The 14,558-nt window shown below is 48.1% G+C and carries 11 protein-coding genes; 5 read left to right on the plus strand and 6 right to left on the minus strand.

Going from position 1 to position 14,558, the window contains the following annotated elements; translation table 11 throughout:
* Nucleotides 1–8: 8 nt before the first annotated feature.
* From AC2T0J_RS10280 to AC2T0J_RS10305, 6 genes are all read right to left on the minus strand, one after another.
* Complete coding sequence (locus AC2T0J_RS10280) at nucleotides 9–680, minus strand: response regulator transcription factor (RefSeq protein ID WP_489810040.1); 672 nt, start codon at nucleotides 678–680, stop codon at nucleotides 9–11.
* Nucleotides 681–733: 53 nt separating this feature from the next.
* Complete coding sequence (locus AC2T0J_RS10285; protein WP_489810041.1) at nucleotides 734–3,739, minus strand: TonB-dependent receptor domain-containing protein; 3,006 nt, start codon at nucleotides 3,737–3,739, stop codon at nucleotides 734–736.
* 482 nt (nucleotides 3,740–4,221) lie between these two features.
* On the minus strand, nucleotides 4,222–4,422 hold the full coding sequence (locus AC2T0J_RS10290; RefSeq protein WP_489810314.1) for an EAL domain-containing protein: 201 nt from the start codon (nucleotides 4,420–4,422) through the stop codon (nucleotides 4,222–4,224).
* Between the two features lie 107 nt (nucleotides 4,423–4,529).
* Nucleotides 4,530–5,927 carry an aldehyde dehydrogenase gene (locus tag AC2T0J_RS10295; protein ID WP_489810042.1) on the minus strand — a complete coding sequence of 466 codons (1,398 nt, stop codon included), beginning with the start codon at nucleotides 5,925–5,927 and terminating at the stop codon, nucleotides 4,530–4,532.
* 54 nt (nucleotides 5,928–5,981) lie between these two features.
* Nucleotides 5,982–7,295, minus strand: coding sequence for an MFS transporter (locus AC2T0J_RS10300; RefSeq protein ID WP_489810043.1), 1,314 nt, complete (start codon nucleotides 7,293–7,295; stop codon nucleotides 5,982–5,984).
* A gap of 60 nt (nucleotides 7,296–7,355) precedes the next feature.
* The gene (locus tag AC2T0J_RS10305) at nucleotides 7,356–8,819 is read right to left on the minus strand and encodes a carotenoid oxygenase family protein (RefSeq protein WP_489810044.1); all 1,464 of its coding nucleotides are present in this window, start codon (nucleotides 8,817–8,819) and stop codon (nucleotides 7,356–7,358) included.
* A gap of 380 nt (nucleotides 8,820–9,199) precedes the next feature.
* Here AC2T0J_RS10305 and AC2T0J_RS10310 point away from each other — a divergent pair, with 380 nt between their 5' ends.
* The 5 genes from AC2T0J_RS10310 to AC2T0J_RS10330 are packed head-to-tail and all read left to right on the plus strand — an operon-like array spanning nucleotide 9,200 to nucleotide 14,541.
* Nucleotides 9,200–10,090 carry a fumarylacetoacetate hydrolase family protein gene (locus AC2T0J_RS10310; RefSeq protein ID WP_489810045.1) on the plus strand — a complete coding sequence of 297 codons (891 nt, stop codon included), beginning with the start codon at nucleotides 9,200–9,202 and terminating at the stop codon, nucleotides 10,088–10,090.
* Nucleotides 10,091–10,094: 4 nt separating this feature from the next.
* Entirely contained in the window at nucleotides 10,095–11,051 is a 957-nt protein-coding gene (locus AC2T0J_RS10315) for a cupin domain-containing protein (protein ID WP_489810046.1), read from the plus strand.
* A 20-nt stretch (nucleotides 11,052–11,071) separates the two neighbouring features.
* A complete protein-coding gene (locus AC2T0J_RS10320) occupies nucleotides 11,072–12,274 on the plus strand; it encodes an FAD-dependent monooxygenase (protein ID WP_489810047.1) in 1,203 nt (400 codons plus the stop codon).
* A 49-nt stretch (nucleotides 12,275–12,323) separates the two neighbouring features.
* A complete protein-coding gene (locus AC2T0J_RS10325; RefSeq protein ID WP_489810048.1) occupies nucleotides 12,324–13,562 on the plus strand; it encodes a CaiB/BaiF CoA transferase family protein in 1,239 nt (412 codons plus the stop codon).
* 34 nt (nucleotides 13,563–13,596) lie between these two features.
* Nucleotides 13,597–14,541 (plus strand): hydroxymethylglutaryl-CoA lyase, encoded by a 945-nt coding sequence (locus tag AC2T0J_RS10330; protein ID WP_489810049.1) that lies wholly within the window; start codon nucleotides 13,597–13,599, stop codon nucleotides 14,539–14,541.
* Nucleotides 14,542–14,558 lie beyond the last annotated feature (17 nt).

The raw sequence follows: 14,558 nt of genomic DNA on the forward strand, positions 1-14,558 counted from the left end.
TTGTATGGCTAGCGCTTAATCAGGCTGTAGCCAAGTCCTCGGGTAGTTTGAATTTTAATGTCGTTAGTATGATCTGCCAGGTTTTTTCGTAAACGGCTGACTTGCGACTCAAGGGAGTTTGGCGAGACGAATTTATCGTAACCATACACTTTAGATTCAATGGATTCGCGTGATACCAGGCTTCCAGGGCGTTGCATGAGTGCTTCTAATACCAACGCTTCTGTGCGTCTTAGATTCAGCTCTTCGCCGTTGATTGCAAAGCTCCGGCTTTCAACATCATAAGTGAGCGGGCCTAAAGTTTTGACCTCTCGTTTTATTTTTATAGGTTGTCGTAAGGCATTGCGAATGCGTGCTAATAATTCGCGTGGCTCAAACGGTTTCGGGATATAGTCGTGAGCGCCAGATTCTAGCCCTCTAACTCGGTCATCTACATCACCCAACGCGGTTAACAATATAACCCGTTGTGGTTTGCTGATATCTTCAAAGTAGCGAAGCATCGACATGCCTTCGCCGTCAGGTAACAGTCTATCTAATAAGACTAAGTCAAAATTGTTCTCGGCAACGGCCGCTTTGGCGATGCTCAAGGTGGGCGCCAGATCCACCACAAATCCGTTTTTTTCGAGGTAAGCTACTAAGGTTTCAGCAATATTCTCATCATCTTCAATAAGTAGTAAACGCATGCTAATACCTCCAAAAGCGAAAAAAGCGCCTCAAAAGAGGCGCATATGTGATGCTAGAACTCGTATCGAAGCTCCAGTGACAGGGTACGACCTGCTACGTTATAACGCGCGGGGTCGAACGGTAGCTTTTGAACCACGACAAACGGCGGGGTTCTGTCAAACAGATTACGCCCTGCAAAATTTACCTGCAACTCTGGGGTAAGCTGATAATTTACCGTTAAGTCAAAGGTTGTCATCGATCCAACGTTTTTAACTAGTTTAGGGGTTGTGTTAACTCCCCCTGTAACTAACGCCTCATTATCGTTGACATAGCCCGGTGTGTAATAGGCAAAAAGCATCGCGTTCAGATCGCCGTAATTATACCGTAGCGAAGCGTTAATCTTATACTCATCGATGCCCGTTAGCGTGCCGAGTGTTGACAACGCCTCAGTGTCAAAGAAAGCTTGAGTTTCTGATTTCAGGTTGTCCACATAGGTTATTTGTGGATTAAATGTCCCAAATTCAGTACGCAAGAGATAACTGACTTCATACATTAGCGATGAGTATTCTGAACCGACCAAGTTAAAGGTCATATTACGGAACTCTGTCACTTTGCCGTTTTCATCACGAGGGTAATATTCGTCTAGCTTATAAATATCAGCAGCCGGCATCAGGCGCGTTAAGTTGGCAGAATCGGCATACTCGTTGCTAACTTTGGTTTTATTATAGGTGACATCCACAGTTAGCCCAGCTAACACGTTGTCGGGATACCATGAAAAGGTATACGAACTCTGTTTTGATGTTTCTGGCTTCAGATCTGGGTTAGGGGCCAGCACTGCTGGCACGTAATACCCGAAATATTCGTCTCCATCATAGCTGTATTCGTAGTCACAACTACCAGACTCACGGCAATTGTATGTTGGGTCGTTAGCGATATCCGTGGAGTACTGTGTCGATCCGCTAACATTGAAAAGGCGAGTATAAGGTGGTGCCTTAAAGCCTTCGGTCCATTTGGCACGTAGGGTAATATCCTCTGTAGGTTGCCAGTTAAAACCGAAGGAGGGGGTTGTTCTGGCAAAGGTATTTTTGCCGTATATTATCTCGCCTCCCGCATCGACCGGAATATTATCAACGGTACCAATAGCGCCTTCAGTATTGTATTCATCGCGGCGTGCAGCAAGGCTCAGAGTCAGTGATTTAGCATAGGGTAGGTTAAATTCCCTACCAAACACGGGGATCGATGTTTCAATAAAATAGCTATCACGTGTACGGTTTACCGCTTCGCCCGTGCGGAAAGCTACTTCACCGCTGTCTACACCATCGTCGTTGTATTCGCCGCCCAATGCGTACTGTATTTTACCTGCGGGAAGTGCAAAGGCAGAGCCCGTTAGCCGTAATTCATAGTTTTCTAATTTTGAACTGCGATTCTCGGTGGCCTCCTGGTAGAAAAAGTCGTTAACAGACCCACCGCTGCCATCAGCAGAGGACTTCCAGGGGTTAAATGCTACGGTCGGATCAGAGCTGGTTAATGCCGCACATTGGCGGTCAAACAAATCCTGGTAATAGTCCTGTTGATCGCCATAGCGTCCCTGACTCAGGAAAAAGTTATAACAACTCCATCCGGTAGGGCTGGATGAGTCATTATTGATAGTGACTAATGAACTAGAGGTGTAACTGCTTCCACGAGTGCTTGAGCGCGATGTGGTATAAATAAAATCAAGTGTAGTATCGTCGTTGATTTCATAGGTCAACCCAAGGTTTAAAGTCCAGGCATCATTGGTACTTTCACTGTAACCTAATGGGAGCTCGCCCGAGGCAATTTCGTCTTCCGGGTAGTAGTACGCCGTCACGCCGGGAGACCAAGAGCTCATAGAATAAGCGGGAAATGGGTTATACGCCTGGCCGGGGGCTAAATTGAGATCTAATCCACCCCATTCAATGGCGTTTTGTGATGTTTCGGTACGGGTAAACAAGCCATAACCGTTCATAGTAAGACGCTCAGTAAGACGCTGTTCAAAGCTAAGTGTGGCACTTTTACTTTCTGACTCTGGCCCACCAACGCGGGGCACAAAATCGCGTACTTCACTACCATCTACGAGTATCATGTCGTCCAGCGTAGGTTGACCGGTAAACCCTGGGCGTACGGTATAAGCCTGGGGAATGGTTGTTGGTTCGAAGGTTACAGGATCCCATGTGGTAATCGAGTTATCGATATAGGCTGGCTGACCACCATCGGTGAATGAACGTTTGTCGTATTCTGAATTGTTGTCAAAGTATGGCGCGTAGTTATTGGTAACATACCCAGTTTTTCGATTAATAATTGGGTCACGTTTTGAATAATCGAGGATCAGGGAGATATCCCCTGACGTCCATGCTTTACCTGTATACAAACTGATGCGGGAATTATCTGCTCCGTTATTGGAGTTTTCATATTGCACACTAACGGTAGAGCCAGAGTAGCCACTTTTCAAAATAAAGTTAATTACGCCGCCCATGGCATCGGCCCCGTAAACAGCAGACGCACCATTGGTATTGATTTCAACCCGTTCGATTGCACTAAGTGGAATACCGTTTAGGTTAACAAAGCCATCTTCTATACCGGCTGCACCAGCAACGCGGCGGCCGTTGATCAGAATAAGAGTTCGCCCTGCGCCTAACCCGCCGAGGTTAGCAGCAGAAACGCCAAGTGCACCAATGGTCGAAATACTGCCATTATTACCAACACCTAACGGGCCTTTTGAATTTAAATTTGCCATGCCACCAATCGTTGCCAGGTTTTGTGGCAAAGTACGAATGAGCTCTTCTACACTAGTAACACCGCGACGCTTGATATCTTCAGACGTGATCACCGTGGGTTTGTTAACCTGATTGCCCTCTTTCAGGCGCGAGCCTGTTACCAGAATACGATCCTTTATCTCTGGTGAAGATGGCTGTTCATTCGCTTCCTGCGTCTGTATTTCAGTATCGTTTGTAGCTGTTACAGCAATATCAGATTCCTGAATCGTTGCTGCAAGGGTTGCTGTTGGTATTCCAAGTATCGCGATCGTGACTAACGAAAGCGGGAATTTATGGTTATTCACTTGTTAATTCTCCGAATTGAGTAAAGTTGCCCATTCGAGTTGGTGGCTAGCTTATGTTTTATTTTTATGACAAAGCTCGAACACCGTAGTTATAGCGAATAAACCTTGCACCAAACTGACAGCGGTTGTTTTTTAATCTCTTGGCATCATTATATCATTACCATTTTTCGACACTCGTTCCGCAACGCAATTGATTATATTTAAAATGTGCCGCCAAGCCTAATCTGGCTTGGCGTTAAGAGGGTGGTAATTGCGCCTCCAATAACCAAATCAACGAGTTTGGCTCACGCTGTTTACCTAACCATGAGGCGTTACTCAATTATCCAAAGAATACTGTAACGCGTTGTATTGTGATGGGGCTGAATAGTGTTAATTATTCGAGAAGATGACATTTTTACTATGAGCTAATCGCAAGTTGAGTATGCAAGCAATCAACAAGAAAAGTAACGACATGATTGCACTAATAGTGAAACATAAATGTTTTAGGCTGATTCTTTGGCCTTCAGCCAGCAACGTAATTCGTCCAGCGGCATTGGGTTGGCAAAGTAATATCCTTGTGCAAATTTGTTACCATTCTCAATAAGTAAATCACGCTGTGCTTCAGTTTCGACACCTTCTGCAATTAAATTGAGCTTATACCGCTCAGATAGTTGAGTAATTGACCCTAATGAGCCGATAGCAATAAGAAACTAAGTTCCTTTAAGTGGTGCTGCATTTCTTGATGTTTGAAGAAAAAAGCCCCTGGAAAGGGGCAAAGTGGATCATTGAGGAACACATTGAAAATGATGGTTTAGATAGGGTAGTTCCGGGCTTGTGTTTCTAGCGTAACCCATCTTAATTCTGTGAAAGAATCGATGCCGGCTTTACCGCCAAAGCGGCCATAGCCAGACTGTCCCACGCCGCCAAACGGCATCTGAAATTCGTCATGAACCGTTGCGCCATTAATATGGCAAATACCTGAGCGAATTTGTTTGGCTAGCACAAGGCCGCGGGCGGTATCACGAGTAAAGATGGCTGAAGAGAGTCCGTATTCAGAGTCATTAGCAATGCGGATGGCATCAGCGTCATCAGATGCTTTAATCACAGTGGTGATGGGGCCAAAGGTTTCTTCCCGGTAAATGCGCATTTCGCTGGTTACATCCACGAGTAACACTGCATCCATGGTAATGTTATCGCCCTTGTCGCCCACCAGTAATCGAGCACCCTTACTCATTGCGTCATCAATCAGGGCATTCACTCGCTCTACTGTTTTGATATCGACAACCGCCCCGAGAGGATGTTTAGCTTCGCCAGGGTCGCCGGCTGTCAGGGTTTGCACCTTCGAGCTCAACTTATCAACAAATTCATCATAAACCCGGGCATCAACGATAACGCGTTCGGTCGACATACAAATTTGACCCTGATTAAAGTACGCGCCAAAGGCCGCCGCTTTGACAGCTTCATCCAGGTCTGCATCATGCAGCACTAAAAAGGGCGCTTTCCCCCCTAATTCAAGCAGACAAGGTTTAAGGTGCTCTGCTGCGCGTTTAGCAATAATGCGTCCTACGGTAGTCGAGCCGGTATAATTGATTCGCCGTACCGCCGGATGATCGATTAACGCGCCCACCACATCTCCTGCGTCTTGCGGGGCGTTGGTGACTACGTTTACCGTTCCATCCGGGAAGCCGGCTTCATTAAAGGCATCCACGATCAGGGCATGGGTTCTTGGGCATAACTCGGAAGCTTTAAAAATAACAGTATTACCACAAGCTAAAGGCATTACGATTGCTCTTACACCCAGGATGATCGGCGCATTCCAGGGCGCAATGCCAAGTAAAACACCAACTGGTTCCCGGGTCGCCATAGCCACTGTACCGGGCACATCTGATGGGATAACTTCGCCAGCTATCTGGGTAGTCATGGAGGCGGCTTCGCGTATTTGTATTAAAGAACGCTGCACATTAAATTTGGCCCAGCCGAAGGTAGCACCCACTTCGTCAATCATAGCCTGGATCAGGTCGTCTTCCCGTTTTGCCATGCAATCTACGGCACGCATTAATACGTCACGTCGGGCATTTGGACCCATTGCTGACCACACCGGGAAAGCGGCTTCGGCTTTGGCGACAATAGGTGCAATATCTGCAACCTGCATAGCTTCCGCATGGCTGACTACCTTGCCGGTAATGGGATTCATTCGTTCAAATTTCATGATAGGTAATCCTTAAAACTAACTGTTCATATGGCGTATAGCCAGTATGGTTACTTAAGCCCTTTGCTGATCTAACTGCAGTGGCAGTATGGCGATCGCGGCCAGTACCGAGCCGATAGCCATTACCATCGCTACGGTTGGAAGAGACAAATCAATACTAAAAAGTAAGCCCGCAAGAATGGGGGAGATAATCGCGCCTGCTCGTCCTATCCCCAAGGTAAAGCCTGTTCCTGCACCTCTGACATTAGTGGGATATAGTGTTGCCATCGCTGCATACGCCCCGGCTAAGCCTGACACGCAAAAGAAACCATTTAGTGCGTTAAAAAACGATAAGGCAAATATCGAAGTGGCATTTTGACCAAACAATACCAGCGTAGCACCAGATAGAATCAACACAGCAACATATAATCCTTTAAGACGAAATTTTTGCGCCAGAAAACCAAACAGTATGCCACCAACTACGCCCCCTACGTTGCCCCATACCAGCACTGAACCTGCTGTAGACGGATGGTATCCCAAATCAGCTACTATCTTTGGAGCCCATTTCAATGTGAAATAAAAGGTCACGCTGTGCAGCAGGTAAGCAATGGAAATGAGTACGGTGCCTAAGACCAGCTCCTTAGAAAAAAGATCTCTAAGTTTGCCGTTGTACTGCGAGGTTTCAATAGTCGGTAGAGCGTTTATGACTTTATAGCCAAGTCGCTGCAGGGTTTGATTGGCTTTTACCAACCCATTTTTTGGATGCTTCCGACACAACCAGGGCAACGATTCAGGGAGGGTTAACCAGACAATCGGAATACACAGGCCGGTGACTACAGCACCAAAATAAAAGACTGAGCGCCAGTCGTAATGAGCCAGTAAGTTGGTCGCAACAAAGCCGCCAACTACGCCGCCAAGCGAGAAACCAATGACCATTAAAGCAATACATAAACGGCGACGGGGACCGTTGGAAAACTCAGATACCAAGGCATTGTTAACCGCCAGCATACCACCCAGGCCAACCCCGGTGATTACGCGATAAACCGATAGTGAAATTATGCCAGTAGCAAAAGTCGCAGCGACCATGCCAATCAACATAAATGTCAGGCATAACAGTGCGGCTGGCTTTCGGCCATAGCGATCAGCTACACTGCCCAGAAGTAGTGCACCAATTCCCATACCGATAAGTTCCATGGATAGCACAACCCCCAAAGCTGCACGAGTGACCTGCCACTCAGCCGCAATGCCAGGCGCGGCGAAGCTAATAGACAAGAGATCAAAGCCGTCTAACGCGTTCAAAAAAACGGTCATTGCTACCACCCAGATTTGCACTCGGCTCATTGGTGATGATTCGAGGCGCTGCAAGGGCGAAATTGGTTCATTCAACATAAGTTTTCCAGATAAAAGCAATAAGAAAGCGGTCTGCAATCATGCAGACCTTTGTTGATTTTACAAGCCCGCTTCGTCTGCGGTTACCCAGTTTCCGTGTAAGCCAAAACGTAATCTCACCGGGACATTAATAATCGTGATAGGCCCTTTAGCGATATCCAGTGCATCAAATAAGGCTAAGTCAGTAGTGTTACTGTTTAATCTGTTTATCACCATCGCAATCCATCCGTCAGCCTCTTTGGTACTGCCAGGACGGGGTATAAAGCATGGCTCCTGAAGAGAAGACGTGGGGCCGCACCACCAGGTCGTTTCTTTACCGGTTTTCACATCCAGCATTACCAGGGTATTGATTAAGAAGCGACCTGCACTCGAACCTTCTACTTCAGCAGGTTTACTCATATCAACCGATAACATCCAGGAATACTGATAAGCCTGAGTGGTAAAGCGGTCATCAATACGCGGAAATTCACAAACCAGCTGACCAAGTTGGGTTACTTCAAACTCCTCACTGTCACTATCCAGGTCTGCAGTCCAGCGCGTGATGCGTGGAGCAGCCTCTTTAGGATTGAACTCACCAGTATGATAGTCTGGAAAAAACGCAAAGAAGTTATTTGGCGATACCGGCATGTCCAGATGAACCTTATTGCCTTCCTGGAACGCTGCTACTACATGACTGGCCCAGGCATTAGCGCCTTTGAACCAGCGAATATCGTTAGCTGTTGTACCTGGTTTGCGTGGCATCACAGCCATGTAGGATGGTTTAGTGGTGTCAAAGCCAAAGTGTGGCAGACCTTTTTCTAAGCGCTCCCAACTGCTGGTAATGGGGGTTACTGAAAATAGTGCATAATCCGGTGTGATCGCAAAGTCATGCATCATGCAGTAGTAAGGCGTTTCAAACCATACGTCGTACAGTAACTCTCCCTCAGGTGATACTTCGTAGTAGGTCATGTCTTTAGTCAGTATGCCTTTGGAAGCGTAACCAAAACCTGCCATGTTGCCGGTCGCAGGATCAATTTTGGGGTGCGCGGTAAAGGTTTGCCCCTTCATTTTGTCTTTAAACCAGGTATACCCCTGGGTTTCCAGACTTACAGGATCCATTACCAGCGCCGGTGAATCTTCTTTCAATGCGTAAAGTTTCTTGCCGTGAATAAATGCATTGGTGTTGGCCGTGCCACGAATTTTGCCCTTTACGCTGGGATCATCAGTTAATGGATTTCGATACGCACCAAACAGTGCTTTACCAGCTTCCATTTCCAGGTTGAGCTTGTCGGTGTATGCCCAGCGTTGCTTAAAATCGACCTGGCCATTGTGAAAGCGAAAACGACTGATCATGCCATCGCCATTGAAGACAATGTCGTCGCCCAGTCTCGGGGGAAACGCCGGGTCAGGCTGCACCCTGAAAAATGCCCCATCTAACTCTTCAGGTACTTTTCCTTCCGCTACATTCAAAAAGGGAACATCAGCTTCGACACGAGAGGGCGTATGAGCCCCGGTAAAATTAGGAGTATTAGGAAAAGTAGTCATATCTGAATCCTCTTTAGCGGTATTTTTTAGTTTGGTTAATAGAATCAGTGTCTTATATCTTTATTCTGTCAATGGAACGGTATTCTATTTTCGTAATAGTACATTGAAATTAACATTTGGTAAACACTTTTCAGCTTCAAAATTTTCTTCATTTTAACTAATCCAACAATTTGACATTAGCGAAATTACGGAATAATGTAATTTATAGAATATCATTCTACCTGATAGAATTTAGTGTAGTTGAATAGGGCTTTGGCGTTCCTAAGTTGCTCTGTTGTAAAGCTTTTTATGCTGGCAGGGTAGCTTGGCAAGTCGTTGTCCCCGGTTACAGAAAATCTCAGTGTCAGGTGGATTAGCGGTACTAACCTGGAGAAGACTTAATGAGAATCGCTCGATTTAAAAACGGCAGAATTGGCGTAGTCAGAGGGAAAGAGATTACGGATGTGACCGACTTACTGGATATTGATACTGCGAGCTGGCCGCCGGTTGCGCCTGTTCAGCTGATTGATAAATTCGAACAGTACAAGCCAATTATTGATGCTGAAATAGATAACTTACCTTCATCCCCAGTAGCCGAAGCACTCTTGGATACGCCGGTTCCCTGGCCTAATAAGATTATTGCTTATCCCGTCAATTACCATGATCACGGTAAGGAAATGCAAGCGGGCTACAGGGCAACAAATCAAGGTTTCTTTCTGAAACCTAATTCATCATTGTGCGGTCCCCAGGACGAAGTGATTTTGCCACATGTACCCGGCCGAGAGGTTCATCACGAATGTGAATTGGGCATCATTGTGGGTAAAACAGCCCGGGCCATCGATGCGGACGACTGGCGTTCTTATATTTTTGGCTACGTATGTCTTATGGATATGGTGGTCAGAGGGCGTGAGGAACGGGTTTTCAGAAAGGCTTACGATACGTTTTGTCCGGTAGGCCCCTGGATCACAACGGCCGATGAGATATCGGATCCTCAATCACTGGAAATGAAGCTTTGGGTGAATGATGAACTGCGCCAACACGCCAACACCCGCGACCTGGTGCTGGATATTCCGGGCATGCTAAAAACAGCGTCTGATGTGATGACCCTGTACCCCGGCGATATCATTGCCACCGGCACGCCTGCAGGGGTTGCCCCCATTGTGGATGGTGACGTAGTGCGAATTGCCATTGACGAAGTGGGTGAGATGTCGCTCAAGGTACGTCAGGGCGAACTAGGGGCGACTGAAGTCTTTGCGCAGCCTTACGTACCACCCATTATCAAACAGGGCTAGTGTGATGAGCAACCAATCAATTAACACACTCGATGAGCTGTATCAGGCATTTGAAGGCCTCAACTCCGAAGGTGGCTGGCACCGTAAATTTCCTGCTTTATGGCCTGAGCCCAGAGCCAACTTTTTACCCACGCGATGGCGTTACCGCGACATGAAGCCTGTACTCAATGCCGCAGGCGACCTCGTTGATACTCAGTTTGCAGAACGACGCAACCTGACCCTTCGAAATCCGGCTGAAGGTAATCAATACGCCACGGTCAGAACGCTGGTGGCTGCTTATCAGATGATAAAGCCAGGCGAGACCGCGCGGGCACACCGCCATACCCCGGCAGCATTACGCTTAATCCTGGAAGGTACAGGTACCTACACAGTGGTTAATGGTGAGCGTATCGAAATGTGTCCGGGCGATGTATTACTAACGCCAAGTATGGCCTGGCACTCTCATGAGTCAGTAGGCAATGAAGATTGCTTCTGGATGGATTTTCTGGATGTTCCGCTAATTCATCTGCTTGAACCCATGTTTTATGAAAAACATCCCAACGAATTTGAGGCGGATCCCGTTGATGTAACGGACTCACCTGCTGCCTTTCGTTGGGAAGATACCCTGCGGCGACTAGAAGACGCCGCATATCAGCAGGATCCGCAGGCCGACAAGGTCATCGAATTAGGCTCGCCAGCTTTAACCACAATCGGCTTGCACATGCTTGCGCTGCTAAGCGATTCGCAGTCTGCCGTGATGCAAACAACGGCAAACAGTATTTTTGCAGTCGTCAAAGGGAAAGGCAGCGCCTGTATTGAGGGTGAAACCTTTGACTGGGAAGTGGGCGATACCATTGCGGTGCCTGCCTGGCGCCGCTATCAACATACAGCTAAGGATGACGCAGTATTGCTGCGGGTTACTGACGCACCGGTATTTGCCAAGTTGAACTTGCTCAAAACCCATGTGCTGGCGTCATTTTAAAGATTAAAAAGGTAACAACTATGAAAAAGAATTTAAAAGTAATTATTGCTGGCGGCGGTATCGGTGGCGCTGCAGCGGCTTTGGCGTTATTACGCGCCGGTTACGATGTTGAGGTTTACGAACAGGCAGCAGAGTTGGGCGAAGTCGGGGCTGGCGTACAGTTGAGCCCCAACGGTGCGCGCGCACTGGAACACCTGGGCGTGTTTGAAACATTAAAAGGCGTGTCCTGCGCGCCGGAGAAAAAGGAATTTCGTTTGTGGAACAATGGCTACCGCTGGCCAATGTTCGATTTAGGCGACAGGGCCATCGAAAAGTACGGTTATCCCTACCTTACGGTGTATCGCCCTGATTTGCTCGACACGCTGGTTAAGGCGGCGCAGGCAATTAAGCCGGATGTTTTCCATCTGGACTCTCGGGTAAAAGCCATAGGACAGGATGAAAACTCAGCTACGTTAACGCTGGATAATGGCACGGTAGTAAAGGGCGATATTCTGATTGGGGCTGACGGTGTTAAGTCTACGGTCAGACACGAATTATGGGGCCCTGACCTGCCTAAATATGCTGGCATGATTGCCTGGCGCGCGGTGATTCCGATGGAAAAACTGCCCAAGCATATGCAGGTTATGGTGGGGTCTACCTGGATTGGGCCTGGTGGCCACGTGGTGAACTATCCGCTGCGTGACGGCAGTCTGATGAACTTTGTGGGTACCATTGAGCGCTCAGACTGGACTGAAGAAGGCTGGCAGATTAAGGGGGAGGCCGAAGAGTGTTTGCGTGATTTTGCGGGCTGGCATGAGGACGTGACGACCCTTATTACCACTGCGCCATCCCTAGTTAAATGGGCGTTTGGTGAACGAGAGCCTATGCAGAAATGGAGCCAAGGGCGGATTTCCCTACTCGGTGATGCTTGCCACCCAACGCTACCTTTCCTCGCCCAGGGCGCGGTCATGGCCATTGAAGATGGTGTCGTTCTGGCCCGTTGTATCGATAAATATGCTCATGACAGCGTTGAAGAAGCGTTATTGCGCTTTGAACAGGCCCGGGTGCAGCGCACCAGCACCATGGTGAAAAGTGCCCGCGCTAATACCGATAGGTTCCACAGTGCAGAACTGGAAAGTGTTGAGCGTGCCGAGGTTTACCTTAGTCAGGAAATGGGCGCCGATCCACTTCATGAACGCTATAACTGGTTATACAGTTACGATGTCAGTACTACAGCCATTTAATGAAAGAGCATCCTGTGTTTAATTTTGATTGGTTGGGAAAGGGCAAATTATGACTGATAACAAAGGTGATAATACAGCCAATGCCAGGTTGCTAGAAGGCATTCGCGTACTTGATTTAACGAATGTGTTATCGGGCCCGTTTTGTACTTATCAGCTAAGCCTGCTGGGTGCTGATGTCATTAAGATAGAAAACCCCAACGGTGGTGATCTTGCCCGCCAGTTGGGGGCATCCGCTTCATTGAATAAAAAGCTTATGGGCGCGTCATTTTTGGCGCAAAACGCGGGTAAGCGTTCAGTAACGCTAAATCTCAAAACGCCCGAAGGCATTAGGATTTTTAAGTCTCTGTGTGAAAACGCAGACGTCGTGGTCGAAAATTTTCGTCCGGGCGTGATGCAGCGGTTGGGCATCGGTTATGAAGTACTTAAAGAACATAATCCCGGTTTAATTGTGTGTTCTATTTCCGGGTTCGGACAAGAAGGCCCGATGCATAAAAATCCGGCGTATGACCAGATTGTTCAGGGCCTTTCGGGCGTGATGAGCATCACTGGGAGTGACGCCGAAGGCACCGCACCATTGCGGGTGGGCTTTCCGGTATGCGATACCATTGGCGGTTTAACCGCCTCGTTTGCCATTGTCTCTGCATTAATGCATCGGGAGCGCACTCAAGAGGGACAGTTGCTGGATGTTTCGATGTTGGATTCCACGATTGCCACGCTTGGTTGGGTGGTTTCAAATTACCTCTCTGCCGGTGTGATGCCACAGGCGATCGGCAATGAAAATATGACAGCTGCACCCTCAGGGGCGTTTCAGACTGGCGATGGTATGCTCAATATCGCTGCAAATAAGCAAGAACAGTTTGAGGCGTTGTGTAAGCTCATAAAGCGGGATGATTTAGTGACAGATCCACGCTTTGCCGGGCGGGAAGATAGAAAGAAAAACCGGAATGTGTTGAATGCCGAGTTAACCCGCGCCCTGTTGGATAATACGGCAGCTTACTGGGAACAGCTGTTTAATCGGGCCGGAGTACCGGCTGGCAGAGTGCTGAGCGTGCCTGAAGTGCTGGAGCATCCGCAAATTGTGTCCCGGCAACTCGTACAGGAATTTGCTTCAGATATCCTGGACGATGGCCAACTACGGGTTACCCGTGCAGGGTTCACTTGTAGCAGCGGATTACCAGGAGTGAGTACAGTGCCGCCAACCTTAGGTGAACATACTGCCGAAGTTTTGCAGTCCATAGGCATTAACAACAAACAGCTCAGTGACCTGGCAAAAGCGAAGGTGATTTAGTGGGTACGGAATATAAAACAGAAAAAGAGGTGGCATGGTGAGTGATACTCCACGTACGGTGCATATTAACGAAGAGGGCCCTCGGGAGGGCTTTCAGATAGAGTCAGCAGCAATTCCTACCGCCGATAAGGTTAGACTGATTAATGCGCTGTCTGCGACTGGCGTTAAACATATTCAGGTAGTGTCTTTCGTCAATCCCAAAGCGGTACCTGGCATGGCTGATGCAGAGGATGTAGTGGCCGGAATGGAGTGTCATGCCGGTGTAGAGTATACCGGATTGTGGTTTAATGAGCGCGGATATCAGCGGGCGCTTAGCACCGGTCGACTGAGCGTCGAAGGCGCTTTAACGCTCTCGGCATCATCCGCTTTTTTAAAACGTAATCAAAGGCGTACACCGGAAGAACAGTTTGCCTTGCAGAAATCGCTGTTGGCCCAGTATAGAGCAGATAATGTACCGGTTGCCAGAGGCTTTGTGTCGGCTGCCTTTGGATGTAATTTTGAAGGGGATATTCCGGTGCAGCGGGTCGTTGAGCGAGTACGTGAGTTGCGGGAAATTGCCGCTGAACAAGGTACCGTCTTACCACGTATTGGCCTGGGCGATACTATGGGATGGGCAACGCCTGAGTCGGTTAAACGCGTTGTTGGCGCCGTTCAGGATGCTTTCCCTACACAAAAATGGTCTCTTCATTTACATGATACTCGTGGGATGGGGATTGCCAACGCCTACGCTGGATTGCTGATGGGCGTTGATGCTTATGATGCCTGCGTCGGTGGGCTTGGTGGCTGTCCTTTTGCCGGACATCGGGGGGCAGCAGGTAATGTATGCACCGAAGATCTGGTATTTTTATGCAACGAAATGGGCATAGAAACGGGAATTGATCTGGATAAGATGATTGAGTGCGCTAACCTGGCCGAGTCTATTGTTGGACACCCGCTGCCGGGGTCGGTGAAAACCGGCGGACGCTTACCAAGAACTTAATCTGCTATTGTCGTTAT

It is taken from the genome of Alteromonas sp. ISO5, assembly GCF_058105165.1.